Here is a 26,496-nt window from a genome sequence, read left to right as displayed (position 1 = left end):
ATGCCGATGTCATGAGGCCGCATCTCGCTTGTGTTCTTGAAGTGACCACAATAAGCCGGCAGTATCCTGGTAGGATACAAGCTGGCGCTTCGAACGGGGATGAAAACACGTGCGTAACCTGATCAAGATCGCGGCCACCACTGTGGCCCTTTTCGCAAGTGCGCCGGCCTTCGCCGGCTGGGAGCCGACCAAGCCGGTCGAGATCGTCGTTGCCGCCGGCGCCGGCGGTGCATCCGACCAGATGGCGCGGATGATGCAAGCCGCGATCCAGAAGAACAATCTGCTGAAGCAGCCCGTCGTCGTGTCGCTCAAGGGCGGCGCATCGGGTGCGGAAGCGCTGATGTACATGAAGTCCAGCGATGGCGATCCGAACAAGGTCCTGATCGCCTATTCGCTGATCTACATGCTGCCGCTGTCGGCCAAGCTGCCGTTCGACTGGCGCGAGTTGTCGCCGGTTGCGGTGATTGCGCTCGACCAGTTCGTGCTGTGGGACAACGTCAACGGCCCGAAGACGGTGAAGGAGTTCATCGAGGCCGCCAAGGCGTCGAGCTCGCCGTTCAAGATGGGCGGCACCGGCTCCAAGCGTGAGGACCACGTGCTGACCGTCTTCATGGAGAAGAAGACCGGCGCCAAGTTCTCCTATCTGCCCTACAAGTCGGGCGGCGAGGCCGCGACCCAGCTGGTCGGCGGCCACACCGAATCCAACGTCAATAATCCTTCCGAGAATCTCGAGGTCTGGCGCGCCGGACAGGTGCGGCCGCTCTGCGTGTTCGACAAGGAGCGCATCTCCTACACGACGAAGGTCACGGAGACGCAATCCTGGAACGACATTCCGACCTGCAAGGAGCAGGGGCTGGACGTGCAGTACCTGATGCTGCGCGGCATGTTCCTGCCGGGCAAGGTCACGCCGGAGCAGCAGGAGTTCTATGTCGACCTGTTCAGCAAGCTGGTGCAGACGGCAGAGTACAAAGACTACATGGAAAAGCAGGCGCTCAAGCCGATCTTTCTCACCGGCAAGGACATGCTGCAGTTCCTCGAAGAGGACGGCTCGCTCAACAAGCAGCTGATGACGGAAGCCGGCTTCGTCGCGAAGTAGGACGAGGCCGTGGGGGACGGAGGATCGATGTCAAACGCCGAGCTCGAAATCGCCGTCGATGATCCGACCGCTCCGGAGGAGAATTCTCCGGCCGTGACCAACAGCCGCACGGTCGACGTGGCCGTGTCGCTACTGCTGCTCGCGCTGGCCGTCGTGCTCGCCTGGGACAATTGGCGGACCGGCGCCTCCTGGGACTCCACCGGTCCCGAGCCTGGCTACTTTCCGTTCTATCTGTCGGTAATCCTCGGCGGCGCCAGCCTTTACGGAATCGGCGCGGCGTTCCTGTCCGGCAAGGAAGCGGTCGAGACCTTCGTGACGCGGGCGCAGCTGCGCCGCGTGATGGCGGTGTTCGTGCCGACGCTGCTGTTTTGCATCGCCATGCAGTTTCTCGGCATCTACGTCGCGAGCTTCCTGCTGATCGCCGGCTTCATGCGCATCGTCGGCAAGATCGCGATCTGGAAATCGCTGCTCACGGCGTTCCTGTTCAGTGCCGTGATGTTCGTGACCTTCGATATCGTGTTCGACGTGCTCATGCCAAAGGGACCGCTCGAAGCGGCGTTCGGGTACTGACCAATCCTCTCACCAACCGTCATTGCGAGCGAAGCGAAGCAGTCCAGGGCAGAGCCTGACAACTCCTGGATCGCGTCGTCGCTTCGCTCCTCGCGATGACGGAGCAAGTGGAATTGACTGATGGAAGCCAAGTAATGGAAGCTCTGGGTCTCCTGCTGCACGGGTTCGCGGTCCTCCTGACCTGGAAGACGCTGGCGCTGATGATGGTCGGGCTGGTGCTCGGCGTCTTTGTCGGCGTGCTGCCGGGGCTCGGCGGCCCCAACGGCGTCGCGATCCTGCTGCCGCTGACTTTCTCGATGGACCCGACCTCGGCCATCGTGATGCTGTCCTGCATCTACTGGGGCGCGCTGTTCGGCGGCGCCATCACCTCGATCCTGTTCAACATTCCCGGCGAGGCCTGGTCGGTGGCGACCACGTTCGACGGCTATCCGATGGCCCAGCAGGGCAAGGCGGCTGAGGCGCTGACGGCGGCCTTCACCTCGTCCTTCATCGGCTCGCTGGTCGCGGTGCTGCTGATCACGTTCCTGGCGCCGTGGATCTCGTCCTTCGCGCTGAAGTTCGGCCCGCCCGAGTTCTTCGCGGTCTATCTGCTGACCTTCTGCTCGTTCGTCGGGCTGGGGCGCGAGGACAAGCACAAGACGGTCATCGCGATGTCGCTCGGGCTGCTGCTCGCCGGCGTCGGCATGGACACCGTGTCGGGTCAGCTGCGCATGACCTTCGGCTCGACCGATCTGCTGCGCGGCATCAACTTCCTGGTCGCCGTCATCGGTCTGTTCGGCATCAGCGAGATACTGCTGACGATGGAGGAGCGCCTGGCGCTGCGCGGCCACGCCGCCTCGATCTCGCTGCGCACCGTGCTTGCGGTGTGGAAGGACCTGCCGAAATACTGGTTGACCCTGCTGCGCTCCTCGGTGATCGGCTGCTGGCTCGGCATCACGCCGGGCGGCGCGATCGCGGCTTCCTTCATGGGCTACAATCTCGCCAAGCGCTTCTCGAAGGACCCGGACAGTTTCGGCAAGGGCCGCATCGAAGGCGTGTTCGCGCCTGAGACCGCCGCGCATGCGTCCGGCACCGCGGCGCTGCTGCCGATGCTGGCGCTCGGCATTCCCGGCTCGGGCACCGCGGCGATCCTGCTCGGCGGCCTGATGGTGTGGGGGCTCAACCCCGGACCGCTGCTGTTCGTGGAGCACAAGGATTTCGTCTGGGGCCTGATCGCCTCGATGTATCTCGGCAATGTCGTCGGCCTCGTGCTGGTGCTGTCGACCGTGCCGATCTTCGCCTCGATCCTGCGGGTGCCGTTCGCAGCCGTCGCGCCGATGATAGTGGTGTCCTGTGCGATCGGCGCCTATGCGATCCAGAACGCGATGTTCGACGTCTGGCTGATGCTCGGTTTCGGCGTCGTCGGCTACGTCTTCAAGAAGATCAAGATTCCGCTGGCACCTTTCACCTTGGCGCTGGTGCTCGGCAGCCGCGCCGAGGACGCGTTCCGGCAGTCGATGATCATCTCCGGCGGCAACATGAAGGTGTTCTGGGCCAACGGCCTGGTCGGCACGATCACGACGCTGGCGATCCTGCTGCTGTTCTGGCCGTTGATCGATCGGCTGGTGGCGAGTTTTGGCAAGGCGAGCCCGCCGGCCGCGAAGGCCGAGGCGTAGTAGGCGCAGAGCTGCTTTCTTCTCGCGACGACAGCGGTGCTAGTTAGTGACCTCGTCATGCCCGGGCTCGTCCCGGGCATCCACGTCGTCCTCAGCGTGCCGAACGGCGTGGATGGCCGGGACAAGCCCGGCCATGACGGCCTTGAGGAGATGTGAGAGAAACTTAGTCAGGTGCGATCGTCTTTGGACGCGGGCGAAGTGAGCGCCAAACCAGCTCTCACCACGCGTAGCGCACCGTCCCCTTGCCCGCGTAGGATCGTGTCACGTTGGAGACTTCGCTCTCGAACGTCGCCATCGCACTCCAGCCGTTCAGCCAGCTCATCTCAATCGATGTCGTCGTCAGCGCCGAATCGCGGGCCTGCGCTGCGCCGTTCACGACGAAGCTCGCGCCGGGCAGCGTCTGGAACGTCGCCGTCGCCGAACGATCCGGATTGAAGTCGTGCGCCCAGGCGAGGCGGCCGCGCAGGGTGATGGTGCCGTCTGCCAGGGCGTAGAACTTGTCGGTGCGCAGGCCGAGCTCGCTGCGCGTCGCGGTGACGGTCTTGCCGGCGTAGCTCAAGGCGAAGGTGGAGGCGCCCGCTGTGGCCTGCTCGACGTAAGCGGGCAGGCGCAGGCTGGTGACTTGCGCGGCCGCATACGGCGTAATGCCGATTCCGCCGAGTGGCGCGACGACACGCGTGCCGCCCTCGATCCGGCCGGTCCAGGCATTGGCCTGATAGCTCGCGCGCAGCCGGTCAGTGCCCGAGATCGTCACGTTGCGGTCCGTGGTGACGTCCTGCCAGCCATAGGCCAGCGCCGCTCTCAGATAGCTCGGGCCTGCATAATGATGCAGATAGGCACCGGCCTGGAACAGGTCGGAGCGGCCGGAGCCGAGGCCGTTGACGCTGAAGCTGGTGCCGCCTCCGCCGAGCGCAAAGCCCGCGATGGTTTGCGGCGCGATCCGATAGTCGGCGCCGACGGCGGTGCCGGCGATGCGGCTGGTGGTGTCGTTAGACCCCACAGCTGAATTGCCGCCGGTGGACTGCGAACCGCCGAAGCCAGCCGCCCACACGTTCCAGCGCTGCGCGAAATCCGCCGGTCGTTCCTCGGGCAGCATGGCGAAGGCGTCGGTGCGCTTGCGGGTCGTGTCGGCGTAGCTGGCGGCGCCGCCGCCTTGGCGTTGTGCGAAGGGATCGGTCAGCAGCCCGGCGAACTGGCTCATCGCGTTGAAGGTGGTCTGCTGGACGCCCGTGGCGCTTTCGCCGGAGGCCTGGGTCAGGCCGGCCTGGTTCAAGCGGCCGAACACCAGCGGAATGTCGCCGGTGCGATCGAAGAACGCCGACAGCGTATCACCCACTGCCTTCTGATTGCCGTTGAGACCGCCGGGCAGGGCGAAAGCCAGCATCAGATCGAGATAGACGTTGTCGGCGTCGTAGCTCAGGCTGGTCTTGAAGCCGGACGGCAGGTTGGTCTTCACAACAGACCCGAAGCTGCCGGAGATGCCGCCGCTGGTGGTCAGGATCGTGTAGCGCTTGTCGACATAGCCGCCAGTGCCGAACACGGCATTCACGGTGGCGCCGCCGAGCGTGGCCGATCCCGTGACGCTTGCGAACGAGGCCGTCGTCGGATCGAGCTGCACCAGATAGGACGCGCCCGACTGGAAGGCGAGATTGCCGACGATGCTCATCGACGAGCCGGCCGTGCCGTTGCCGGGCGCCAGCGTACCGCCATTGTTGATGCTCACCGTCATCGGCGGATCGACGAGGCCTGCGCCCATCAGCGTGCCGCCGGAATTGACGGTCACGCCCGACGTGTTGGTGATCGCGCCCTCGACGTCGAGCACGCCGCCGTTAATGATCGTCGCACCCGTATAGCTGTTGGTGCCGGTCAACGTCATCCGGCCGCTGCCGGTCTTGGTGAAACCGCCGCTGCCGGAGATTGTGCCAGAAAAGGTCGAACTGCCGTTGTTGCCGCCCGCCGTCAGCGTTCCAGCACCGAGCAGCACGCTGCCGCTGCCGGCGAGCGAGCCGATGGTCTGGTCGAAGCCGTTGAGGTCGAGCGTGGCGCCGTTCGCGATCATGAACGCGCTGGCCGAGGCGAGCACGTTGGATGCTCCGGCGCGCAGGGTGCCGGCGTTGATCGTGGTCGCGCCAGAGTAGCTGCTGCTGCCGGCAAAGGTCATTGTGCCGGTGCCGGCCTTGGTGACGCCGCCGCTGCCGGAGATCGTGCCGGAGAATGTCGTGCCGGTGTTGTCGCCGCCTGTCGTCAGCGTGGCCGCGCCGAGCAGGACGGCGCCGTCGCCGGCGAGCGAACCGATGGTCTGGTCGAAGCCGTTGAGATCGAGAATGCCGGCATTGACCTGGACGGAGCTCAGGGGCGCGAACGCACCAGCGGCGCCGGCCCGCAGTGTGCCGCCCTCGAGGGTGGTCGGCCCGGTATAGGTGTTCGTGCCGCTGAGGGTGAGGTCTGCGGTGATGATCAAGCTGCCGCTGCCCGAGATCGTGCCCGAGAACATGGTGCTTCGGCCATCGTGGCCGGTCTCGAGCGATCCCGCGCCGAGCAGCACGTTGCCGCTGCCTGCGAACGAGCCGATCATGCTGCTGAAGCCATTGAGATCGAGCGTGGCGCCGCTCGCGATCATGTAGGCGCTGGCGAATGACAACACGCCCGGCGCGCCTGCCTGCAAGGTGCCGGCATTGATGAAGGTGTCGCCGGAGTAGGTGACGTTGGAGGTGTTGGTCAGAGTGAGGGTGCCGGCACCGAGCTTGGTGAAGCTGCCGGTGCCGCTGATGGCGCCGCCGAGCGTGGCGTTGTTGCCATTGGTGTCGAAGCTGCCGCCGCCGGCATTGAGCGTCACGTCCCGATTGGAGCTGAAGCCTGAGAGATAGCGCAGCGTGCCGCCGCCGAATGTGAGGGCCCCGGAGCTGTCGCCCAGGCTGGCATCCGTCGAAACCGCCAGCGTGCCCTGGTTGATCGCCCAGGGTGTCACCGCCGTGGTGGTGCCGGTCAGGGTCCAGGTGCCGGCGCCGGTCTTCTCGAAAGCTGAGAAGCCCCGATATTGCGCGGACGCACCAACGCTGGACACGTCGAAGCTGCCGTTCGCCGCGCCGCCGAGCCGGAACGTGTCAGTGCCGGTGCCGACGACGTTGCCGTTGATGATCGAACTGGCCCAGATCTCCAGCACATTGCTGCCGCCGGTGAAGGTGATGGCGTTGGCGTCGACCACCCAGGCGCTGCCCAGGTTCAATCCCGCAGAGATCGCGCCGCTGTTGATGATGGTGAGATTGGCCCCGCGCACGCCGTCCCCGGCTGACCCGAAGGCGCCATCAGGCGAACTGCCGCCGACCTGGCCGACGCCGCGGACGCCTGTTGCGCCTCCAGTGATTGTGCCGGAATTTATCAGCGTTCCGCCGGTCGCGAAGACGACGCCCGCACCACCATTGCCGCCGTCGCCGCCGGCGTGGTTCTGGTTGCTGTTGAGAGCATTGCCGCCATCGCCGCCGTTGCCGCCGGTGATCGAGCCGGAATTGGTGAGGATGCTCGGGCCGGTCAGATAGGCTCCGTAGCCACCGTCTCCGCCGCTGCCGCCATGCCCGTTGTTGTTGGCCGTCCCGCCGGCACCGCCGCTGCCACCGCCGATCGCGCCGGTGTTCGTGTAGTTGAGGCCGCTGCCATCGATGACGAGGCCGTAGCCGCCGGCGCCACCGCCGCCGCCTCCCCAGCTCAGGCTGGCGGAGCCGCCGCGGCCGCCATAGCCGCCGGTGATCGTCGTCGCGTTGCTGCCGTCTGTGGTCGCGACGGCGCCATGGGCGCCGCCACCACCGCCACCGCCGCTCGAGCTTCCGCCACCGTCCTGGCCGCTATGCCCGCGTTCGCCAGGAGCCGCGCCGCCCTGGCCGCCGACGAATTGGCCGGAGTAGTCGCCCCCACCGTCACCGCCAACCGCGCCCGCGCCACCGCCGCCGCCGCCGCGCGTGATATTGTTTCCCGCAGCACCGTTAGCTCCGGTGCCGGTGGCCGAACTGGTGCCGCCGTTGCCGCTGATATTGCCGCCGGAGCCGCCATTCGTTGCCTGCGCAAATGAGGGGCTTGTCAATGCGAGCGTCAGCAGCGCCGTCGTGGCTGTCAGCCGGCCCAGTCGCGCGTGGCGGATCGGGTCGGCCGGACAATCGGTCCTCACTCTGTGTGGAATCAGCACGTCAGCCCTTTGCGCAACTCGGGTGTCCAAGCCGGCGCCGGTCGGAAGCGCAGGCTGTCACGAAGAGCACGCAAAACTGCGGGGCCGGGAACTGTGACTTTTTGGGCGGATTGGAACTAGCGCTATTCGGCGGCTTACTGTGGCACCGTTACCACGCTGCCGGAGACGAGTTGCGAGCCGATCGGACCGTTGTTCGAAGAGCCGCGGCGCTTCTCCAGAGGTTGTGTCTTTGCGATGACAGCTTTTTAGGCAGAGTGGTGGTAGGCTTCATTCATGGGCAGTTCTTGTGCTGCTCACGCGTGGTGCCTGATCTCTGGTCATCACGCCCTGATGTTTCCTCCCGAGACGATCACCTCGCCCGGCGCTTGCGTCGGGCTTTTTTTTGCGTTCGTCTTGTAGGGTCAGGCGCGCACGCGTTGCCGCTTCAGTCCATCCCGAAGCTGAAAAAGCAAAAGCCTTCGTCCGGTTTGTCGGAACGAAGGCTTCGAGCAAGAGAGAGCGGACTACAGTTGAGAGAGTGTGCGACCTCGCAGCAGCTCAGTCTCAGTTGGCGTTCTCCGCGACCGGCATGTGGTACCAATCGGAGTCGTTGTCGAGCGAGGACTCATCGAAGGGCAGAGCGCCACCATGATTTAGTGCGGCCGCGTTGGCGTCGCGCACGATGTTCATCGCCGTCAGAAACTCGTTCAATTCTGTCGCGCTCATGGAAGGCTACTCCTTACACGCGCGGGCCCTCGGGTCCGCGATCAACTCATGCAAAGAGATTAACGTGGTCTTGCCTTGGCCTCAATCCCGCCAAGTCTGAAGTTCCAAAGTGGTGACATCTGGGCCACAGTGTGAGTGCTGTGCAGCAAAATGTGCTGCATTTGCTCACACCACCCGATGCAGCCGGAGATCGGTGATCTCGCCGTCGGTGAAGCCGAACTCGGAGAGGATCTCCTCGGTCTGCTCACCGAACTCCGGCGGCCGCGCCGCCATGTGGCTCGGTGTGCGCGACAATGTGAAGGGTTGCGCCACCAGCGTGATGTCGCGGCCGTCGTCGCTGGCGACCTGCTGCGCCATGCCGAGATGCTTGACCTGCGGGTCGTCGAACATCTGATCGATGGCGTAGATCGGCCCGCAGGGCACGCCGGCGGCGTTGAGTTCGGCGACCCATTGCTCGCTCGTTTTCGCCAGCGTCCGTGCGTTGATCTCGGCGTTGAGTGCGTCGCGGTTCTTCGAGCGCGCCGGCGCCGTGGCATAGTCCGGATTATCGATCCATTCGGGCGCGCCGAGCGTCTGGCACAGCCGCTCCCAGATGCGACCGCCGGTCGCGGCGATGTTGATGTAGCCGTCCGACGTCTTGAACACGCCGGTCGGAATGCTGGTCGGATGATTGTTGCCGGCCTGCGGCGCTACGTCCTTCTCCATCAGCCAGCGCGCGGCCTGGAAATCGAGCATGAAGATCTGCGCCTGCAGCAGTGACGTCTGCACCCACTGGCCTTCGCCGGAGACTTCGCGCTCGAGCAGCGCAGTCAGGATGCCCATCGCGCAGGAGAGACCTGCCGAGAGATCGGCGATCGGAATGCCCGCGCGCATCGGGCCCTCGCCGGGCGCGCCGGTGATCGACATCAGCCCGCCCATGCCCTGTGCGATCTGATCGAAGCCCGGCCGCTTGGCGTAAGGGCCGTCCTGGCCGAAACCCGAGATGCTGCCATAGACTATGCGCGGATTGATCTTGCGCACGGCCTCATAGTCGATGCCGAGCTTGGTCTTCACGTCCGGCCTATAGTTCTCGATCACGACGTCGGCCTGCCTGGCCAGCCGCATGAACACATCGACCCCCTTGGGGTCCTTCAGGTTCAGGCTCATCGCGCGCTTGTTGCGATGCAGGTTCTGGAAGTCGGCACCGCGGCGCGGGCCGCCGAGGGCCTCGCCGCCGTCTTCCATCATGGCGTCGATCTTGATGACGTTGGCGCCCCAGTCGGCGAATTGCCGCGCGCAGGTCGGGCCGGCGCGCACCCGCGTCAGATCGAGCACGGTGAAGCGGGACAGGGCTTTGGACGCGCGCGGGAAGGCCATGCGGACGAACTCCGAAAGTCGGGACATGGCTGTATAGGAGAGCGCGCGGGAGGCGACAATTGCGCTGGGGCCGTGCGCGCCGCGCCGCTCATGCCGCTGCTGCAGGGCTTCGCCTGGTGCGAGAAACCCGGCTCAGCGCTCGTCGGCGATGATCTTGCCGTCGTTGGGCAGCGTGCCCGGCGCGACCAGCTCGACGGCGCCGCCGAGCTTGGCGATGCTGCGCAGGCTCGCTGCGAGCGCGTCCTGCAGGCCATCTGACGGCGAGGCGCATTCGGCCTTCAACGTCATCGCGTCGGTCTCGCCGGCGCGGGTGACGACCAGGCGGAGCCGGCCGAGCTCGGGATGGCGCTTGCCGATCTCGGCGACCTGCTCGGGTCGCACGAACATGCCCTTGATCTTGGTGGTCTGGTCGGCGCGGCCCATCCAGCCCTTGATGCGCATGTTGGTGCGGCCGCACGGGCTGAGACCGGGCAGGGTGGCGGTGAGGTCGCCGAGCGCCAGGCGGATCCAGGGATGCTGCGGATCGAGCGAGGTGACGATGATCTCGCCGACGTCGCCGTCGGCGACCGGATCGCCGGTGCCGGGTCGCACGATCTCGAAGATCAGGTCTTCATTGACCACCATGCCCTCGCGCGCTGATGTCTCGTAGGCGATGATGCCGAGATCGGCGGTGCCGAACGCCTGGTAGGCATCGACGCCACGGGCCTTGATCTCCGCCTGCAGCGATGGCGGGAACGCCGCGCCGGACACCAGCGCGCGCTTGAGCGACGAGACGTCACGGCCGGCAGTGGCGGCGCCATCGAGCAGGATCTTCAGGAAGTCTGGCGTGCCGCTGTAGCCGACCGGCCGATAGGTCTCGATCAGCTCGAACTGCGCCTCGGTATTCCCAGGACCCGCCGGGATCACCGCGCAGCCGAGCGCGCGCGCCGAGGCGTCGAAGATGAAGCCGCCGGGCGTCAGGTGATAGCTGAAGGTGTTGAGCACGACGTCACCGCAGCGCAAGCCGGACGCGAACAGCGCGCGCGCGCCGCGCCAGGGATCGCTGTGCGTCGCTTCCGGCTCGAAGATCGGTCCGGGCGAGGTGAACAGGCGCGAGAACGCACCGGGGCTCTGCGCGACAAAACCGCCGAAGGGCGGGGCGGCCTTGTGCAGCGCCGGCAGCTCGGACTTGCGCAGCACCGGCAGTTGGGCCAGCGCAGCCCGGCTGGTGATGGCAGCGGGATCGATGCCCTGCAGCAGCGCGGCATAGGCCGGCGCTTTGATCGCGGCGCGCAGCACATCCGGCAAGCGGCCGAACAGATCCTGCTCGCGGATGGCGGGATCGCGGGTCTCGAGGGCGTCGTAGTGGGTGGTCATGTCAGGTCCCCAGGTGTCGCTTCACCTCTCCCCGCGTGCGGGGAGAGGTCGCATCGCATCGCCAGATGCGATGCAGGTGAGGGGGGCTCTCAGCGGGCGCGGTGCCCGGAGCTGCCCCTCACCCCGACCCTCACAGCGCGAGCGAAGCTCGTCGCGCCCCCGTAAGAACGGGGAGAGGGAGAAGAAAGAGGCTACAGCCAGCGCTTCCGCCGCTTGAAGCTCTTCAGGTTCTTAAAGCTCTTGCGCTGGTCGCCGGCGCCGCCGAGGTAGAACTCCTTGACGTCCTCATTGTCGCGCAGGCTGTCGGCCGTGCCGTCGAGCACGACCTTGCCTTGCTCCATGATATAGCCGTGGCTCGCGACCGACAGCGCCGCGCGGGCGTTCTGCTCGACCAGCAGTATCGTGACGCCGAGATCGCGGTTGATCTCCTTGATGATCGCGAACACTTCCTTGACCAGCAGCGGCGACAGGCCCATCGACGGTTCGTCCATCAGGATCATCTTCGGCCGCGCCATCAGCGCGCGCCCGATCGCCAGCATCTGCTGCTCACCGCCGGAGAGATAACCGGCGAGGCCGGTGCGCTCCTTCAGCCGCGGGAAATAGTTGAACACCATCTCGATGTCGCTGTTGACCTCGCGATCGTTGCGGGTGAACGCGCCGAGCTTGAGGTTTTCCAGCGAAGTCATGTCGGAGACGATGCGGCGCCCCTCCATGACCTGGAAGATGCCGCGGCGAACGATCTTCTCCGGATCGATGCCGTCGATGCGGGCACCATCGAACATGATCTCGCCGCGCGTGACTTCGCCGTCCTCGGTCTTGAGCAGGCCGGAGATCGCCTTCAACGTCGTCGACTTGCCAGCGCCGTTGGCGCCCAGCAGCGCGACGATCGCGCCCTTGGGCACGTCGAGGCTGAGCCCGCGCAGCACCAGGATGACGTCGTCATAGACGACCTCGATGTTGCGGACGGAGAGCAGGGGGGCGGCTGTCGCCGCTGCGGCCGTCGTCCGCGCATTTTCCAGTGTATCGGTCATGGCGACACTCCATCCGTCGTCATGCCCGGGCTTGATCCGGGCATCCACGCCTCTCGACGTGGGAGTAAGCACGTGGATGGCCGGGACAAGCCCGGCCATGACGCTGGGTGTAAGGAACTACCAACCCGCCCATTCGGCCTTGCGCGGCAGCTCGATGGTCTTGACCTTCTCGAGCTTGATCGTGCCCTTGGCCATGATGTCGTTGAGGTCGCCATCGGTCGGGCCCGTGACGCGGGCGCGATAGAGGTCGACCTTCATGGTGCCGCGGTGATCCTTCTCGGTCCAGGTCGAGGGGCTGCAGACGCCCTCCATGCCGGCCGGGACCCAGTCCTTCTTCTGGTGGAAGCCCTTCGCGACGTTCTCGCCGGTGGCGCCGCCGTTCTTCGCGGCCCAGTCGATCGCTTCCTTCATGTAGAGCGACGAGCAGACCGCGGCGACGTAGTGCACGGGCCGATAGATCTTGCCGGAGGGATCGGAGATCTTGGAGATTTCCTGCACCGTCTTCATGCCCGGCGCATCGCCGCCCCACGCCACCGAGGTGCGCAGCGGGAAGATGACGCCGTCAGCCGCGTCGCCCGCGGTCTTGGCGGCGTTCTCATCCATGCCCCAGACGTTGGACAGGAACTGGATCTCGACGCCGGCATTCTTGCAGGCTTTCATCACCGAGATGTTGGAGGCGGCGGTGTTGCCGAGATAGGCGTAATTGGCGCCCGAACTCTTCAGGCTCAGGCACTGCGCGCTGTAGTCGCCCGGCGCGAGCGCGAACACCAGCGGCGGCAGCACCTCGAAGCCGAGCTCGGTGGCGAGCGCCTCACCGGCGGCCTTCGGCGCGTTGGGGTAGGGGTGGTTGGCGCCCATGTGGACGAATTTCGGCTTGCCGGGCTTGCCCTTGGCCTTCCAATCCTCCGCCGCCCAGGTCAACTCGGCGCGCAGTGCGTCCGAGTAGCTCGGACCGTAGAAGAAGTTGTAGGGCGCGGGCTTGGCCTTGCCGCTGGTGCCTTCCGGATCGGTGAGCGCAGCCGCGTAGGAGCCGGACATGTCCGGGATCTTGTCGTTGGCGAGGAAGCCGGTCAGCGCCTCGGTGTCGGCCGTGCCCCAGCCCATGATCGCCGCGACCTTGTTGTCGGGCGCCGACCACTTCTTGTAGAGGTTGATCGCGCGCGGCACCTGGTAGCCATAGTCGTTGCTGTCGACGGCAAGCTGTTTGCCGCCGATGCCGCCGTTCTTGTTGACCCAGGCGAAGGTGTCCGCGACGCCCTGGCCGTAGGGCGTGCCGACGTCGGACGTGCCGCCCGACAGATCCTGCAGATGGCCGATCGCGATCTGCTGCGCCTGCGCCGTCGAGGCGAATGCGCCGGCGAGCAGCGCCAGGGCCGCCGAGCCGAGCAATGATTTCATCGTCATGGTGTTTCCTCCTGTGTCCGGGCCGGATTGTCACCGGTTCCCTTTGGTTGGGTTCAATGTGAGAACGGGTAGAGCTTCCAGTAGGTCTTGATCTGGCGCCAGCGATGCGCGAGCCCGTCCGGCTCGAACATCAGGAAGCCGATGATGATCAGGCCGATCGCGATCTCGCGCAGGAAGGTGATGTTGTTGTTGAGCGACAGCACCTTGTCGATGGCGCTGCCCTTCAGATTGTGGCTCAGCCACTCCATCGATTCCGGCAGCAGCACGACGAAGGCCGTCCCCATCAGCGTGCCCATGACCGAGCCGGTGCCGCCGATGATGATCATGGCGAGGAACAGAATCGAGCGCTCGATGCCGAAGCCTTCCTGCGAGATCACCAGCTGGTAGTGCGCATACAGCGCGCCGGCGATGCCCGCAAAGAAGGCGGCAAGGCCGAATGACAGCGTCCGATATTTGGTCAGGTTGATGCCCATGATCTCGGCCGAGAGATAATGGTCGCGGATGGCGATCAGCGCGCGGCCGTCGCGGGTGCGCATCAGGTTGGTGACCAGGAGGTAGCAGACCAGCACATAGGCCAGCACGACATAGAAGTACTGCCGGTCGCCGCGCAGCGTGTAGCCGAAGATCGAGAACGGATTGGCCGAAGCAGGCACCGAGCCGCCGGAGAACCATTCGGCGCGGGAGAAGAAGTCGAGCAGGATATATTGCGCGGCGAGCGTCGCGATGACGAGATAAAGCCCCTTCAGCCGCGCGGCGGGAAGGCCGAAAATCAGGCCGACGAGGGCCGTGATCACCCCGGCGAGCGGGATCGCGAAGAACACCGGGATCCCGTAGCTGTTGTTGATGTAGGCCGAGGTGAAGGCGCCGAGCAGGAAGAAGCCGGCCTGGCCGATCGAGATCTGGCCGGTGAATCCGACCAGGATGTTGAGGCCGAGCGCCGCGATCGCGAAGATGCCGATCTGGATCGAGACCGACAGCCAGTATTCGGAGAACACGAGCGGCGCGAAGCACAGCAGGATCACGCCGGCGATCGCGAAATTGCGGCTGGTCTTCGTGGGGAAGATCGTGGTGTCGGCCGCATAGGAGGTGCGGAAGTCACCGGCAGGTATCGTGGAGCGCGCAACCATGATTCAGATCCGCTCGATGTCTTTGGTGCCGAACAGGCCGTAGGGCTTGATCATCAGGATGATGATCAGGACGTAGAACGGCGCGATCTCGTACAGATTGCCCCAGTGCAGATACTGGCTGTCGACATATTGCGCGATGTTCTCGAGGAGGCCGATGATGATGCCGCCGAGCACGGCGCCGCCGACCGAATCGAGGCCGCCGAGGATCGCCGCCGGAAACACCTTGATGCCGTAGGCCGACAAGCCCGACGACACGCCGTTGACGACGGCGACCACGACGCCGGCCACGGCCGATACCGTGGCCGAGATCGCCCAGGCCATCGCGAACACGTTCTTCACGGAGATGCCGAGCGACTGCGCGACCTGCTGGTTGAAGGCGGTGGCGCGCATCGCAAGGCCATATTTGGAGGCCTTGAAGAACCAGGCCATGCCCAGCATCATCAGCAGCGAGACGACGAGGCTCATGACATAGACGGTCTGGATCTGCAGCCCGAACAGATCGACCGCTTTGCTCGCGAACACCGGTGGGAACGGCTGCGGATTGACGCCGAACATCCATTTCAGCGCCGCCTGGAACACGGTCGACAGCCCGATGGTGACCATGATGACCGAGATGATGGGCTCGCCGATCATCGGACGGAGAATCACGACCTGCACAGCGATGCCGAACGCGAACATGAAGACAAGCGTCAGCGGCATGCCGATCCAGAACGGCACTTGATACTTCGTCAGCAGCAGCCAGCACACCCAGGCGCCGATCAGCAGCAGCTCGCCTTGCGCGAAATTGACGACCTGCGTCGCCTTGTAGATCAGCACGAACGACATCGCCACCACGCCATAGAGCGTGCCGACCACGAGGCCGTTGACCAGGAGCTGGAGGAGGAAGGAGGTGTTCATGATCGTGCGGGCACGCTGTGAGTGACGTTCGTAGGGTGGGCTAAGCGAAGCGTGCCCACCATCGGCTGGACCGTGTTGGAGCCGGTGGGCACGGCGCTTCGCGCCTTTGCCCACCCTACGGATCTCGCGTCGATCTCCGGCACACCCTCTCCCCCTGCGGGAGAGGGTGGCTGCGCGCAGCGCAGCCGGGTGAGGGGTTGTCTCCGCGGGTGGGCAAGGGGAGAGAGACCCCTCACCCGACCGCGTGTGCGGCGACCGGCGGAGATGCCCTCTCCCGCAAGGGGAGAGGGCGCAGTCATGCGCAGCGCAGCTTGCTGAAGCATTCGCATCACTCCGCCGCCTCCGCCATCGGGCCATGCCCGCCGAGATCAACAACCTTCAGCGTCGTTCGGATGCGCTGGGTGGTGCCGTCCTGGAAGCGGATGATGGTGTCGACGGGGATGGCCGGCTTGCCGCCATAGATGCCGTCGATGATGTCGGCGTATTTCTCGTTGATGACGCTGCGGCGCACTTTTCGGGTGCGGGTCAGCTCGCCGTCGTCGGCGTCGAGTTCCTTGTAGAGCAGCAGGAAGCGGGCGATGCGCTGGGCCGGCGGCAGGTGCGCATTGACGGTCTCGACCTCCTTCTGCAGCAGGGCATAGACTTCGTTGCGCGAGGCGAGATCCGAATAGGTGGTGAACGCGATGCGGTTCTTTTCCGCCCATTTCGAGATGATCGAGTAGCGGATGCAGATCATCGCCGCCAGCTGCTCGCGGCCGGCGCCGAGCACGACGGCTTCCGCAATGTAGGGCGAGAATTTCAGCTTGTTCTCGATATATTGCGGCGAGAAACGCTCGCCGCGGGCGGTCTCGGCGAGGTCCTTGATGCGGTCGATGACGACGAGTTGCTTTGCGCCGTTGAAATAGCCGGCATCGCCGGACTGCATCCAGCCGTCCTTGACGTCGGCGGCCGAGGCTTCCGGGGCCTTGTAGTAGCCTAAGAACATGTTGGGGTGGCGCACCAGGATCTCGCCGATGCCCTGGCTGTCGGGCTGGTCGATCCTGATCTCAATGTCGTCGGACATCGGCACGCCGGTCGTATCCGGATCGACCTTGTCGGCCGGATGCAGCGTGTAGGCTCCGAGCAGCTCGGTCTGGCCGTAGAGCGTGCGCAACGGCACGCCCATGGCGCGGAAGAACTTGAACGTGTCGGGCCCGAGCGCAGCGCCGCCGGTCGCGGCCGAGCGCAGCCGGGAGAAGCCGAGCCGGTCGCGTAGCGCGCGAAACAGCAGCATGTTTGCAAGGCTCGAATGCTGCCCCTTCTCCAACGCGGCGAGGCCGGTCGTCATGCCCAGATGATAGAGCCGCTGCTTCAGCGGCGAGGCATCCATCACGCCGGCGCGCACGTCGGCCGCGATCTGCTCCCAGACCCTTGGCGCGAACAGCACGAAGGTCGGCGCGATCTCGCGGAAGTCGTTCATCATCGTGTCCGGCTCTTCGACGAAGTTGACCTTCATCCGGCAGAGCAGACCTTTGCCGAGCACGTAGACCTGTTCCATGATCCAGGGCAGCGGCAGCACCGAGACGTATTCGTCGTCCGGCCCCTTCGGATCGAACGCGAGATAGGTCGCGCAGTGTTTCAACACGCGCGCCGCCGAGAGCATCGCGAGCTTCGGATGCGATGTGGTGCCCGAGGTGGTGCAGAGAATCGCGACGTCGTCGCCGTTGGTCGCATCGACCATGCGGTCATACAGGTCGGGCTCGCGCGCAGCTCTGTTGCGGCCGAGCTCGGCCAGCTTGTCCGCCGGCAGCAGCCTGACATCGTCGTATTTGCGCATGCCGCGCGGGTCGGAATAGACGATGTGCTTCAGCGCCGGCACGCGGTCGGCGAGGTTCAGCAGCTTGTCGACCTGCTCCTCGTCCTCGGCAAACACCAGCCGCGCCTCGCCGTAGTTCAGGAGATAGGCAGCCTCATCGTCGAGCACGTCCCGATAGAGGCCGAGGCTGAACGCCCGGATCGCGTGGGTGGCGATTTCGGCGGCGACCCAGTCCGGCCGGTTGTCGCCGATGATGCCGATGACGTCGTCCTTGCCAAGCCCAAGCTCGACCATGCCGAGCGCGAAGTCGCGGACGCGCGCCTGGTAGTCTGCCCAGGTGAAGGTTCGCCACAGCCCGAGGTCCTTCTCGCGCAGCGCGATCTCCTGGCCGTGCTCCCTGGCGTTCAGCCGCAGCAGCTTCGGATAGGTGTCGGCCTGCCGGACCCGACCCGCATAGTCCATCATGCCGCGTCCTCCGCGATGGACGGTGCCTCGTCGGGATCGACCAGCAGCTCGTCCTCCTCGCCGAGATAGGCACGCTTCACGTGCGGATCGGCGAGCACCGTGGCCGGATCGCCCTCGGCGATCTTGCGGCCGAAATCGAGCACCATGACGCGATGGGAGATGTCCATGACGACGCCCATGTCGTGCTCGATCATCACGACCGTCATGCCGAACTCCTCGTTGAGGTCGACGATGTAGCGCGCCATGTCTTCCTTCTCCTCGAAGTTCATGCCGGCCATCGGCTCGTCGAGAAGAATGAGATGCGGCTCTAGCGCCATGGCGCGCGCGAGTTCGACGCGCTTGCGCAGGCCGTAGGAAAGGGTGCCGGCCGGTGCCTTGCGCACCGATTGCAGGTCGAGGAAGTCGATGATCTCTTCGACCTTCTCGCGGTGCTTCAGCTCCTCGCGCCGCGCGCCGGTCAGCCAGTAGAGCGAGCCGGTGAGGAAATTGTTCTTCAGGAGGTGATGGCGCCCGACCATGATGTTGTCGAGCACGCTCATGTGGTGGAACAGCGCGAGGTTCTGGAAGGTGCGGCCAATGCCGATATTCGCGCGCGCGTTCGGCAGCAGGCCGGTGATGTCGCGGCCGCGATGGAACAGGCGGCCCTCGGTCGGCTTGTAGCGGCCGGAGATGCAGTTGACGATCGAGGTCTTGCCGGCGCCGTTCGGGCCGATGATCGAGAACAGCTCGCCCTCGCGCACGCCAAAGCTGACGTCGGTGAGCGCACGTACGCCACCGAAACGCAGCGAAACTCCGCGCGCTTCCAACGTATAGTCCAAGTCGTCCTCCCGAACAGTCTTCGGCGCTTGGCGCGCTCTTCCAGGCATCGTGTCGTGCGACGTAGGATCGTCGCTTGGCTGCAATCCTATCCTGGAGCACGGTTCCGCGCCATCCGACGAATGACGGGCCACCCGGGACAGGTGCACTTTGCCGCATCCAAAGGCCGTCTGGCGTCATCCACACCGAGGATAGGCGCGAGTCGAATGCGGTGGTCCTCGATAGGGGAAAGCGCTATCAGGAACTGTCTTGTGCCTGACAATTGCCGGGCAAAATTCACCGAGGCGTGCTGCGATGCAATATGGTCGCCGTGAGATCCGACGAGACGAGATGACGGCTTGATCTCTTCTGAGACCCTTCTGCGCATCGCGCCCTGGTCGCGCCATCTGAAGCCCGAGGAAGTCGACACGGCTGCGGCCGGCATTGTCGAGCGATCCTTTGCGGCAAACGAGCACATCTTCGTTCGCGGCGACCAGTTCGATTACTGGACCGGCATCGTGACGGGGCTGGCGCGCATGAGCACGGTGTCCCGCGGTGGCAAGGCCACGACCTTTGCCGGCATGTCGGCAGGCGCCTGGTTCGGCGAGGGCAGCGTGCTGAAGAACGAGCCGCGCCGCTATGACGTGGTGGCGCTGCGCGACACGCGCGCGGCGCTGATGGAGCGGGCGACCTTCATGTGGCTGTTCGAGAACAGCGTCGGCTTCAACCGCTTCCTGGTGACGCAGCTCAATGAGCGGCTCGGCCAGTTCATCGGCCTGGTCGAGGTCGGCCGGACCCTGGATGCGACGGCGCGGCTCGCCCGCAGCATCGCCTCGCTGTTCAACCCGATCCTCTACCCGAATACGACCCGCCACCTGGAGATCACCCAGGAGGAGATCGGGGCGCTGTCGGGCCTGTCGCGGCAGAACGCGAATCAATGCCTGAAGACGCTGGAGCGCGACGGGCTGCTGCGCGTGGAATATGGCGGCGTCACGGTGCTCGATCTCGATCGCCTGCGCTGCTACGGCGACTGAGGCTGCCCCGGCGCTTGGACTGCACGTCATTGATCCGCCGTTGTTTTTGTTGAGCGTGCCCTGGTTTCCCGGCTGTGGATTGCCTGTCGGGGACTGGGGTCCCGACGGGGCGACGGTGTTGGGGTGGGTATGACGCGACGGGACTGCAGCGGGAGAGTGGCACTGATCACAGGTGTGACGGGACAGGACGGCGCTTATCTCGCCGAATATCTGCTCGGCCTCGGCTACACCGTGCATGGCGTCAAGCGACGATCATCATCCTTCAATACCGCGCGGGTCGACCATCTCTACAAGGACCCGCACGAAGGCAACGTGCCGTTCCTGCTGCATTATGGCGACATGACCGATTCCACCAATCTGATCCGGCTGGTGCAGCAGATCCGCCCCCACGAGATCTACAATCTCGCCGCGCAGAGTCATGTCGGCGTCAGCTTCGAGAGCCCGGAATACACCGCCAACGCCGACGGGCTCGGCGTTCTCCGGCTGTTGGAAGCCATCCGCATTCTCGGCATGGAGAAGGAGACGCGCTTCTACCAGGCCTCGACGTCGGAGCTTTATGGCCTCGTCCAGGAAGTCCCGCAGAAGGAGACCACGCCGTTCTATCCGCGCTCGCCCTATGGCTGCGCCAAGCTCTACGGCTACTGGATCACGGTGAACTATCGCGAAGCCTACGGCATGTTCGCCTGCAACGGCATCCTGTTCAATCATGAGAGCCCGATTCGCGGCGAAACCTTCGTGACGCGCAAGATCACCCGCGGCGTCGCCCGCATCGAGGCCGGCCTGGAGGACACGATCTATCTCGGCAATCTCGAGGCCAAGCGCGACTGGGGCCATGCCCGCGACTATGTCGAGGGCATGCACCGGATCCTGCAGGCTGATGAGCCGGATGATTTCGTGCTGGCGACCGGCGAGACGCATTCGGTGCGCGAGCTGGTCGAACTCGCCTTCGCCGAGGTGGATCGCCGCATCGAATGGCGCGGCGCTGGTGTCGAGGAGACAGGGATCGATTGCCGGTCCGGCAAGGCGGTGGTGCGGATCGATCCGACCTATTTCCGGCCGACCGAGGTCGATCTCCTGATCGGCGATTGCAGCAAGGCGCGCGACAGGCTCGGCTGGACACCGAAAACGACCTTCGCCCAGTTGGTCAGTGAAATGGTTGCAGGCGACCTCGTTGCCGCACGGCAGGAGGCGGCCCGTGGCGGCAATTCGCTTTGATCTCGCCGGCAAGCGCGTCTTCGTCGCCGGCGGCACCGGCATGGTCGGCAGCGCGCTGGTGCGACGGCTGTCGCGCGAGGAGGCCGAGATCACGACGGTGCCGCGCAGCGAGGTCGATCTGCGCGACCAGGCGGCCGTGTTCAAATGGTTTGCGAGCGCCAGACCGCAGGTGGTGTTTCTTGCCGCGGCCAAGGTCGGCGGCATCGTCGCCAACAACACGCTGCGCGCCGAGTTCATCTACGACAACATCGCAATCGCCACCAACGTCATCCACGCCGCTTATGTGAACGGCGCCGAGAAGCTGATGTTTCTCGGCTCGTCCTGCATCTATCCGAAGCTTGCGGCGCAGCCGCTGCGCGAGGACTGCGTGCTGACCGGCCCGCTGGAGCCGACCAACGAGCCCTATGCGATTGCCAAGATCGCCGGCATCAAGATGGTCGAGGCCTATCGCAGCCAGTATGGCGCCGACTTCATCAACGTGATGCCGACCAATCTCTACGGTCCGGGCGACAATTATCATTCCGAGTACAGCCACGTCGTCGCCGCGCTGATCCGGCGCTTCCACGAGGCCAAGGCGGCCGGCGCTCCCGAGGTCGTGGTGTGGGGCACCGGCACGCCACGGCGCGAATTTCTCTATGTCGACGATATGGCCGATGCCTGCGTGCATCTGATGAAGACCTATTCGGAGCCCGAGCTGGTCAATATCGGCACCGGTGAGGACATCACCATCGCCGATTTTGCCCGCGTCGTCGCGGCCACGGTGGGCTATCAGGGGCGCATCAGCTTCGATCCGTCGCGGCCGGACGGCACGCCGCGCAAGCTTCTCGATGTGTCCAGGCTGGCCAAGCTCGGCTGGCGCGCGACGACGTCGCTGGACGAGGGCATCGCGCGCGCCTATCGGGCGTTCCTGCAGGAGACGGGGCAGGCGGCAGCTTAGCCCTCCGTTGTCGTCCCGGCCTTGAGCCGGGACCCATAACCACCGAGCGCCATGAGTCGCGTGGAACGCGCGGCTTACCCATTCCAGACATCACGCGGTATGGGTCCCGGCGTTCGCCGGGACGACACCCTTAGTTGGGCGCAACCCGCTGCGCCTTCACACCCAGCGTGCTGGCCATCGCTGAGATCAGCGGCTTCATGAAATAGGCTTCGCCGACAGGCGTGATCGACGGCGTCAGCCCGTGCGCGGCCAGCTCCTCCGTCACCACCGGTCCGACCGAGGCGATCTGCGTCCGCGACAGACCCTGGCGCAGCCGATCTTCCACGCCGTGCGCCTTGGCAACATCGAACAGTCGCCGCGGCTGGCCGGAGCTCGTCAGTGCGATCGCATCGACATGGCCCGCGATCATCTCGTCGATCGCGGTGAGGATGTTCGCGTCCGCTGCCTTGGCGTCGTAGACGTAGGGCAGCACGGGATCGACTTCGGCACCCGCGGCCTTGATGGCGTCGATCAGCGCTGAATGGTCCTTGTCGGGATAAAGCTGCAGGCCAAGCCGATGGCCCTTGAGGTCGTGGCGGGCCAGCAGCTCGGCCACGCCTTCGGACGTCGGCTTCTCGGTCGTCACCTGCGGTTCGAGCCCCAGTTCGCGCAAGGCGCGACCCGGCTTCGGGCCACGCGTGAACTTGCGCGCTTTCCCGAGGGCCGCGACGAACTCCGCCTCGACGCCGATCCGGCGCACCACGGTCATCAGCCGCCGCAGGCCCTCGCCGGTCATCAGCACGAGATCGTCGAACGGCCGGTCGATGCTGCGGCGGATCCAGGCCTCGATCGGCGCCGGATCCGGCGCATCTTCGATGGTGAACATCGGACATTGCAGCACGTCCGCGCCTTGCTCTGCGAGCAGCCGCGAGAACTGCGCTTCCTCGCGTGTCTCCAGGATCAGAATGCGGTTGCCGGTCAGCCGGTCAGCCATGGCCATGCTCCACCATGAGAGGTGATCTTTTGTTCATCCTGCCTCCTCGCCGAACGTTGGCGCAAGGGCGTGGAGGGTGATAGAGCAGGGCGCGAACGGGCGCCAAGCCTGCTGCATGATTCATCCTTTCCAATCCGCCCGGTACCCCATCGCCATGTCTGACCACCAGTATGTCCTGACCCTGTCCTGCCCGGACCGTCCCGGGATCGTTTCGGCCGTCTCGACCTTCCTCGCCCACAATGGCCAGAACATTCTCGACGCCCAGCAGTTCGGCGACTTGGAGACGGGTCACTTCTTCATGCGCGTGGTGTTCACGGCCGCCGATCTCGCCGTCAACCTGTCGGCGCTGCAGACCGGCTTCGCCGCGATCGCCGAGCGGTTTGCGATGGATTGGCAGATGCGTGACCGCGCCGGCCAGCGCCGGGTGATGCTGCTGGTGTCGAAGTTCGACCATTGCCTGGTCGACATCCTCTATCGCTGGCGGACCCGCGACCTGTCGATGATCCCGACCGCGATCGTCTCCAACCATCCGCGCGAGACCTATGCCGGGCTCGATTTCGGCGACATCCCGTTCCACCACATGCCGGTCACGAAGGACACCAAGCGCGATCAGGAGCAGGCGATCCTGAAGCTGGCCGACGACACCAAGACCGATCTCGTCGTTCTGGCCCGCTACATGCAGATCCTGTCGGATGAGATGTCGGCGAGCCTGTCCGGCCGCTGCATCAACATTCATCACTCGTTCCTGCCGGGCTTCAAGGGTGCCAAGCCCTACCACCAGGCCCATGAGCGCGGCGTCAAGCTGATCGGCGCGACCGCCCATTACGTCACCCGCGATCTCGACGAGGGTCCGATCATCGACCAGGACGTCGAGCGCATCAGCCATCGCGACACGCCCGAGGATCTCGTGCGCAAGGGCCGCGACATCGAGCGGCGGGTGCTGGCGCGGGCGATCCGCTATCACCTCGAGGATCGCGTCATCCTCAATGGCCGCAAGACCGTCGTGTTCATGGACTGATCCGGCTGCGCCGTCAGCGGCCGGGCGCGGTTGCCTGGGCGCTGGCGGAGGACTGCGTCTCCTTGTCGCGCTCGGCGGCCGGCAGTTGCCGCTGGCGCTCGCGCTCCTGCATGAAGCGATCATATTCCGGGGTCCCGGGGCGGGGCGGGGCGTCCGCCGGCAGGCCGCCGGCCCATTGCGGCATCAGGTCGCCCATGCCCGCGCCGACCTTCTCGTTGATCGAGGAGCAGCCGCAAAGGCCGGGCGCCGCCGCCGCCAGAAGCATCATTGCCACGACGAATCTGATCCGCGATCGGGCCGGCATCGGCAGGTAACCTTTCGTGCTGCGGGTGATCCGCGGCCCGGACCCTAACGACTTGCCATCAAACGGCAAAATTTGGCCGATCCATGGTCGGAGTATCATTATACCTCAATTTTGGCGATGATCCGTTTCGGAAACCTACCGTCCACCAACGCTCCCATGAACGCCATTGACAAGATCGTGCCGAGTCCGCAGCGATGCGCCCGCGATATCGTGAACGACATCGCACGGTTAAGACAACAATGGCCGGGGGCTTTCGGTCCTGATCCGACCAGGGAGGTGGTTTCAATGTTCGTGCGAAACAAGACACTGACGCTCGCCGCCAGTGCGGCGTTCGCCGCGGCTGCGCTGGCTTCCGGTGCGGCGCGGGCCGAGGACGTGTTCAAGATCGGCTTGATCGTGCCGATGACCGGCGGCCAGGCGTCGACCGGCAAGCAGATCGACAACGCCATCAAGCTCTATATGCAGCAGAACGGCGACACCGTCGCCGGCAAGAAGATCCAGGTCATCCTCAAGGATGACGCCGCGCTGCCCGACAACACCAAGCGGCTGGCGCAGGAGCTGATCGTCAACGACAAGGTCAACGTGATCGCCGGCTTCGGCGTGACGCCCGCGGCGTTTGCGGCTGCCCCGCTTGCGACCCAGGGCAAGATCCCGGAGGTCGTGATGGCCGCCGGCACCTCGATCATTACCGAAAAGTCGCCCTACATCGTCCGCACCAGCTTCACCCTGCCGCAGTCCTCGACCATCATTGGCGACTGGGCGGTGAAGAACGGCATCAAGAAGGTCGCGACGCTGACCTCGGACTACGCACCGGGCAACGACGCGCTGGCCTCGTTCAAGGAGCGCTTCACCGCCGGTGGCGGCGAGATCGTCGAGGAGGTCAAGGTTCCGCTCGCCAACCCGGATTTCGCGCCGTTCCTGCAGCGCATGAAGGACTCCAAGCCGGATGCGATGTTCGTGTTCGTGCCGGCCGGCCAGGGCGGCAATTTCATGAAGCAGTATGCCGAGCGCGGCCTCGACAAGAGCGGCATCAAGGTGATCGGGCCGGGCGACGTGACCGACGACGACCTGCTCAACGACATGGGCGACGCTGTCCTCGGCGCCGTCACCGCGCACATCTATTCGGCAGCGCATCCTTCGGCGAAGAACAAGGAGTTCGTCGCCGCCTACAAGAAGGCCTACAACAGCCGTCCAGGCTTCATGGCGGTCGGCGGCTATGACGGCATCAACCTGATCTATGAAGCGCTCAAGAAGACCGACGGCAAGACCGATGGTGACTCCCTGATCGCGGCGATGAAGGGCCTGGCCTGGGAGAGCCCGCGCGGCCCGATCTCGATCGATCCGGAGACGCGTGACATCGTCCAGAACGTCTACATCCGCAAGGTGGAGAAGGTCGACGGCGAGCTCTACAACGTCGAATTCCAGACCTTCGAGGCCGTCAAGGATCCGGGCAAGGCGAAGAAGTGACGCAATAGCGTCGTGAGTGCGGAGCGCAATGCGGCTCCGCTCCCTTCCCCGCTTGCGGGGGAGGGCCGGGGTGGGGGCGCCCCACGGCACATTGTGTTTGTGTGGAGAGAATTCCCCCACCCGGATCGCATCTTCGATGCGATACGACCTCCCCCGCAAGCGAGGGAGGCGCTGACCGAGCGAAGCGTGACATGTGTGCCCTTCCCTGGAAGGGATGAGACCGGGGACAGACGTACACTTCCATGACCTCCATCCTCACCAACCTGTTCGACGGCGTCGCCTACGGCATGCTGCTGTTCGTGCTGGCCTGCGGGCTTGCCGTGACGCTCGGCCTGATGAACTTCGTCAACCTGGCCCATGGCGCCTTCGCCATGGCCGGCGGCTATGTCTGCGCCATCATGGTCAACCGGGTCGGCTGGCCGTTCTTCGCCGCGCTGCCGCTCGCCTTCGTCGCCAGCGCCATGATCGGTGCCTTGCTGGAACGGACGCTGTATCAGCATCTCTATGCGCGCAGCCATCTCGACCAGGTGCTGTTCTCGATCGGGCTCGTGTTCATGACGGTCGCCACCGTCGACTACATCATGGGGTCCTCCCGCATCTTCATCAAACTGCCGGACGTGCTGCAGGGCCAGTTCGACATCTTCGGCGTCGGCATCGGCCGCTACCGGCTGATGATCATCGCGATCTGCGGCCTGCTCACGGTGGGGCTGCAGCTTGTGCTCTCCAAGACGAGGTTCGGCAGCCGGCTGCGCGCCGCGGTGGACGATCCGCGCGCCGCCAGCGGCCTCGGCATCAACGTGCCGCAGGTGTTCGCCTTCACCTTCGCGTTCGGCTGCGGGCTCGCTGGCCTCGGCGGCGCGCTGAGCGCCGAGATCCTCGGTCTCGATCCGTATTTTCCGCTGAAGTTCATGATCTACTTCCTGATCGTGGTCACCGTCGGCGGCTCGTCCTCGATCACCGGGCCGTTCCTGGCCTCGCTGCTGCTCGGCATCGGCGACGTCGCCGGCAAGTATTACGTCCCGAAGCTCGGGCCCTTCGTCATCTACACCATCATGATCGTGATCCTGATCTGGCGTCCGAACGGCCTGTTCGGTCGCACGGCGACGCGGTGAGGATCGC

21 protein-coding genes are annotated in these 26,496 nt (G+C 65.2%); 9 read left to right on the top strand and 12 right to left on the bottom strand.

Annotated features, from left to right (window positions below):
* Positions 1-109: 109 nt before the first annotated feature.
* From QQL87_RS11785 to QQL87_RS11775, 3 genes are all read left to right on the top strand, one after another.
* Complete coding sequence (locus QQL87_RS11785) at positions 110-1,096, top strand: Bug family tripartite tricarboxylate transporter substrate binding protein (RefSeq protein WP_284418028.1); 987 nt, start codon at positions 110-112, stop codon at positions 1,094-1,096.
* 27 nt (positions 1,097-1,123) lie between these two features.
* Positions 1,124-1,666: a tripartite tricarboxylate transporter TctB family protein gene (locus QQL87_RS11780; protein WP_284418029.1), complete on the top strand. Its 543-nt coding sequence runs from the start codon at positions 1,124-1,126 to the stop codon at positions 1,664-1,666.
* 134 nt (positions 1,667-1,800) lie between these two features.
* Positions 1,801-3,321, top strand: coding sequence for a tripartite tricarboxylate transporter permease (locus tag QQL87_RS11775; RefSeq protein WP_284418030.1), 1,521 nt, complete (start codon positions 1,801-1,803; stop codon positions 3,319-3,321).
* Positions 3,322-3,538: 217 nt separating this feature from the next.
* On the opposite strand, the gene QQL87_RS11770 is transcribed toward QQL87_RS11775, so the two are convergent.
* The 10 genes from QQL87_RS11770 to QQL87_RS11725 all read right to left on the bottom strand — a co-directional run bounded on the left by QQL87_RS11770 (position 3,539) and on the right by QQL87_RS11725 (position 18,500).
* Positions 3,539-7,480: an autotransporter domain-containing protein gene (locus QQL87_RS11770; RefSeq protein WP_284418031.1), complete on the bottom strand. Its 3,942-nt coding sequence runs from the start codon at positions 7,478-7,480 to the stop codon at positions 3,539-3,541.
* Positions 7,481-8,041: 561 nt separating this feature from the next.
* Positions 8,042-8,203, bottom strand: a complete 162-nt coding sequence (locus QQL87_RS11765) for a hypothetical protein (RefSeq protein ID WP_284418033.1) — start codon at positions 8,201-8,203, stop codon at positions 8,042-8,044.
* 165 nt (positions 8,204-8,368) lie between these two features.
* Positions 8,369-9,559: a CaiB/BaiF CoA transferase family protein gene (locus QQL87_RS11760; RefSeq protein WP_284418034.1), complete on the bottom strand. Its 1,191-nt coding sequence runs from the start codon at positions 9,557-9,559 to the stop codon at positions 8,369-8,371.
* 132 nt (positions 9,560-9,691) lie between these two features.
* On the bottom strand, positions 9,692-10,915 hold the full coding sequence (locus tag QQL87_RS11755; protein ID WP_284418035.1) for a phenylacetate--CoA ligase family protein: 1,224 nt from the start codon (positions 10,913-10,915) through the stop codon (positions 9,692-9,694).
* 191 nt (positions 10,916-11,106) lie between these two features.
* On the bottom strand, positions 11,107-11,946 hold the full coding sequence (locus tag QQL87_RS11750) for an ABC transporter ATP-binding protein (RefSeq protein WP_284418036.1): 840 nt from the start codon (positions 11,944-11,946) through the stop codon (positions 11,107-11,109).
* A 117-nt stretch (positions 11,947-12,063) separates the two neighbouring features.
* Entirely contained in the window at positions 12,064-13,350 is a 1,287-nt protein-coding gene (locus QQL87_RS11745; RefSeq protein ID WP_284418037.1) for an ABC transporter substrate-binding protein, read from the bottom strand.
* A 53-nt stretch (positions 13,351-13,403) separates the two neighbouring features.
* A complete protein-coding gene (locus tag QQL87_RS11740) occupies positions 13,404-14,477 on the bottom strand; it encodes a branched-chain amino acid ABC transporter permease (RefSeq protein WP_284418038.1) in 1,074 nt (357 codons plus the stop codon).
* A 3-nt stretch (positions 14,478-14,480) separates the two neighbouring features.
* The gene (locus tag QQL87_RS11735; RefSeq protein WP_284418039.1) at positions 14,481-15,374 is read right to left on the bottom strand and encodes a branched-chain amino acid ABC transporter permease; all 894 of its coding nucleotides are present in this window, start codon (positions 15,372-15,374) and stop codon (positions 14,481-14,483) included.
* Positions 15,375-15,702: 328 nt separating this feature from the next.
* On the bottom strand, positions 15,703-17,634 hold the full coding sequence (locus QQL87_RS11730; RefSeq protein ID WP_284418040.1) for a long-chain fatty acid--CoA ligase: 1,932 nt from the start codon (positions 17,632-17,634) through the stop codon (positions 15,703-15,705).
* Entirely contained in the window at positions 17,631-18,500 is an 870-nt protein-coding gene (locus QQL87_RS11725) for an ABC transporter ATP-binding protein (protein ID WP_502871155.1), read from the bottom strand. Before QQL87_RS11725 ends, QQL87_RS11730 begins: the two co-directional genes overlap by 4 nt.
* A 288-nt stretch (positions 18,501-18,788) precedes the next feature.
* On the opposite strand from QQL87_RS11725, the gene QQL87_RS11720 reads away from it, so the two are divergent.
* From QQL87_RS11720 to fcl, 3 genes are all read left to right on the top strand, one after another.
* Entirely contained in the window at positions 18,789-19,463 is a 675-nt protein-coding gene (locus QQL87_RS11720) for a Crp/Fnr family transcriptional regulator (RefSeq protein WP_284418043.1), read from the top strand.
* A 129-nt stretch (positions 19,464-19,592) separates the two neighbouring features.
* Complete coding sequence (gene gmd, locus QQL87_RS11715) at positions 19,593-20,678, top strand: GDP-mannose 4,6-dehydratase (RefSeq protein ID WP_284418044.1); 1,086 nt, start codon at positions 19,593-19,595, stop codon at positions 20,676-20,678.
* Positions 20,659-21,615, top strand: coding sequence for a GDP-L-fucose synthase (fcl, locus tag QQL87_RS11710; protein ID WP_284418046.1), 957 nt, complete (start codon positions 20,659-20,661; stop codon positions 21,613-21,615). The genes gmd and fcl overlap by 20 nt, the downstream gene beginning before the upstream one ends.
* A gap of 130 nt (positions 21,616-21,745) precedes the next feature.
* Here the strand turns inward: fcl and QQL87_RS11705 are convergent, their stop codons facing one another.
* A complete protein-coding gene (locus tag QQL87_RS11705) occupies positions 21,746-22,588 on the bottom strand; it encodes a uroporphyrinogen-III synthase (protein WP_284418047.1) in 843 nt (280 codons plus the stop codon).
* A 154-nt stretch (positions 22,589-22,742) separates the two neighbouring features.
* Here QQL87_RS11705 and purU point away from each other — a divergent pair, with 154 nt between their 5' ends.
* Complete coding sequence (gene purU / locus QQL87_RS11700; RefSeq protein ID WP_284418048.1) at positions 22,743-23,606, top strand: formyltetrahydrofolate deformylase; 864 nt, start codon at positions 22,743-22,745, stop codon at positions 23,604-23,606.
* 13 nt (positions 23,607-23,619) lie between these two features.
* Here purU and QQL87_RS11695 read toward each other — a convergent pair whose 3' ends face one another.
* Entirely contained in the window at positions 23,620-23,874 is a 255-nt protein-coding gene (locus tag QQL87_RS11695; RefSeq protein WP_284418171.1) for a hypothetical protein, read from the bottom strand.
* A 321-nt stretch (positions 23,875-24,195) separates the two neighbouring features.
* Between QQL87_RS11695 and QQL87_RS11690 the strand changes: the two genes are divergently transcribed.
* Together QQL87_RS11690 and QQL87_RS11685 are read left to right on the top strand one after the other, a co-directional pair.
* Positions 24,196-25,377 (top strand): ABC transporter substrate-binding protein, encoded by a 1,182-nt coding sequence (locus QQL87_RS11690; protein WP_284418049.1) that lies wholly within the window; start codon positions 24,196-24,198, stop codon positions 25,375-25,377.
* 242 nt (positions 25,378-25,619) lie between these two features.
* Complete coding sequence (locus QQL87_RS11685; RefSeq protein ID WP_284418050.1) at positions 25,620-26,489, top strand: branched-chain amino acid ABC transporter permease; 870 nt, start codon at positions 25,620-25,622, stop codon at positions 26,487-26,489.
* Positions 26,490-26,496 lie beyond the last annotated feature (7 nt).

Source organism: Bradyrhizobium sp. SSBR45G, from assembly GCF_030159255.1.
Classification (GTDB): Bacteria; Pseudomonadota; Alphaproteobacteria; order Rhizobiales; family Xanthobacteraceae; genus Bradyrhizobium.
The sequence above is the reverse complement of the archived record's forward strand: the minus strand, read 5'-3'. Positions and strand labels throughout refer to the sequence as shown.

Coding starts and splice junctions, on each gene's coding strand:
- QQL87_RS11755 (WP_284418035.1), bottom strand. CDS start 10,915: ATGACCACCCACTACGACGCCCTCGAGACCCGCGATCCCGCCATCCGC.
- QQL87_RS11685 (WP_284418050.1), top strand. CDS start 25,620: ATGACCTCCATCCTCACCAACCTGTTCGACGGCGTCGCCTACGGCATG.
- gmd (WP_284418044.1), top strand. CDS start 19,593: ATGACGCGACGGGACTGCAGCGGGAGAGTGGCACTGATCACAGGTGTG.
- QQL87_RS11745 (WP_284418037.1), bottom strand. CDS start 13,350: ATGACGATGAAATCATTGCTCGGCTCGGCGGCCCTGGCGCTGCTCGCC.
- QQL87_RS11730 (WP_284418040.1), bottom strand. CDS start 17,634: ATGATGGACTATGCGGGTCGGGTCCGGCAGGCCGACACCTATCCGAAG.
- purU (WP_284418048.1), top strand. CDS start 22,743: ATGTCTGACCACCAGTATGTCCTGACCCTGTCCTGCCCGGACCGTCCC.
- QQL87_RS11775 (WP_284418030.1), top strand. CDS start 1,801: ATGGAAGCTCTGGGTCTCCTGCTGCACGGGTTCGCGGTCCTCCTGACC.
- QQL87_RS11760 (WP_284418034.1), bottom strand. CDS start 9,559: ATGGCCTTCCCGCGCGCGTCCAAAGCCCTGTCCCGCTTCACCGTGCTC.
- QQL87_RS11725 (WP_502871155.1), bottom strand. CDS start 18,500: ATGCCTGGAAGAGCGCGCCAAGCGCCGAAGACTGTTCGGGAGGACGAC.
- QQL87_RS11780 (WP_284418029.1), top strand. CDS start 1,124: ATGTCAAACGCCGAGCTCGAAATCGCCGTCGATGATCCGACCGCTCCG.
- QQL87_RS11765 (WP_284418033.1), bottom strand. CDS start 8,203: ATGAGCGCGACAGAATTGAACGAGTTTCTGACGGCGATGAACATCGTG.
- QQL87_RS11705 (WP_284418047.1), bottom strand. CDS start 22,588: ATGGCTGACCGGCTGACCGGCAACCGCATTCTGATCCTGGAGACACGC.
- QQL87_RS11735 (WP_284418039.1), bottom strand. CDS start 15,374: ATGAACACCTCCTTCCTCCTCCAGCTCCTGGTCAACGGCCTCGTGGTC.
- QQL87_RS11750 (WP_284418036.1), bottom strand. CDS start 11,946: ATGACCGATACACTGGAAAATGCGCGGACGACGGCCGCAGCGGCGACA.
- QQL87_RS11695 (WP_284418171.1), bottom strand. CDS start 23,874: ATGATGCTTCTGGCGGCGGCGGCGCCCGGCCTTTGCGGCTGCTCCTCG.
- QQL87_RS11740 (WP_284418038.1), bottom strand. CDS start 14,477: ATGGTTGCGCGCTCCACGATACCTGCCGGTGACTTCCGCACCTCCTAT.
- QQL87_RS11690 (WP_284418049.1), top strand. CDS start 24,196: ATGTTCGTGCGAAACAAGACACTGACGCTCGCCGCCAGTGCGGCGTTC.